Genomic DNA, 1,245 nt, shown 5'->3' on the forward strand with positions numbered 1-1,245 from the left:
TATCTACACAGTGGTCATGCGTCTTCTGACTGCTTCGTCAGATCATTAAGTTGCTTTCCCTGAATCGCCCTGTAAGTTGAGTCTGGACATTTCAATAGACACTTGTGATTGAGAGGGAACTTCAATAGGCCTTGTCCATTTTTTACGCCGAGAAGCTGGATAACGTTTTTTACGTTCATGCTCTGCCTGTTCGAGATGCTCAATGATTTTTGTATATTTTAGAAACAAGGGAGAGTCATGGTCGGAGTGGGCAGATCTCATGCGTTTTGCAATAGTCAGTGGCGTTTCAGCAAAAATGTCAAACAGGCTAAAGTGCCGTTTTAATGTTAGATCCGCTCCAGCATCGAGCAAAATTTTAACAATCTCATCATAGCCTTTTTTAGCTGCTTGAAACAAAGGCGTGGTATCGTTCCATGTTTGGTTAACGTCCACTCTCTCGACGTTCACTAAAATCTGAACCACCTTGGTATGGCCATTCTTAGCTGCTCTGAACACAGGTGTGGCATCGTTCCATGTTTGGTTAACGTCCACTCCCTCGACGCCCACTAAAATTTGAACCACCTCGGCATGGCCATTCTGAGCCGCTATGTACAAAGGCGTGGCGCCGTCGTTTGTTTGTTGATTAAGCTTTGCCCCTGCGTCCACTAAAATCTGAACCACCTCAGCATGGCCCTGCTGAGCCGCTATGAACAAAGGCGTGGCACTGTCGATTGTTTGTTGATTAAGCTTTGCCCCTGCGTCCACTAAAATCTGAACCACCTCGGCATGGCCCTTCTCAGCCGCTATGTACAAAGGCGTGGCACCGTTGTTTATTTGTTGATTAAGCTTTGCCCCTGCGTCCACTAGAATCTTAACTACCTTGTCATGGCCATTCTGAGCCGCAAAATAAAGACCGTGATGAAAACTGTGAATTCGTGTGCCAGGCAGTCTCCTAATGAACTGTTTGTTAATATCAAACTCGCCTTGATCCAGAAAAAACTGCACCGCTTCTATGTTGCCTTCACGACACGCCGCCAGAAAATCATGTTCACCATATTCATTCTTCAACTTCACACTCAGCTCTGCTTCGCATTCACCCTTAGCTAATACATTTGTACAAACCCCCAACAACAGGAGGAAAAAACTGGTGTAGATCCAGCGCTGCTTCTCATGAGTCCTTAACATAATTCACACCACAACCCATCATGACTCAAGACAGAGAGGGTATGGCAATTAATAAGGAAGATATCAAGTTATTCGAGTCCC

1 protein-coding gene is annotated in these 1,245 nt (G+C 45.4%); it reads right to left on the bottom strand.

What is annotated here, in order from left to right:
- Positions 1-45: 45 nt before the first annotated feature.
- On the bottom strand, positions 46-1,164 hold the full coding sequence (locus E1189_RS01335; protein WP_155158307.1) for an ankyrin repeat domain-containing protein: 1,119 nt from the start codon (positions 1,162-1,164) through the stop codon (positions 46-48).
- Positions 1,165-1,245: the final 81 nt, after the last annotated feature.

The sequence above is a fragment of the Parendozoicomonas verongulae genome, from assembly GCF_009711465.1.
In the GTDB taxonomy this organism is placed as follows: Bacteria; Pseudomonadota; Gammaproteobacteria; order Pseudomonadales; family Endozoicomonadaceae; genus Sansalvadorimonas; species Sansalvadorimonas verongulae.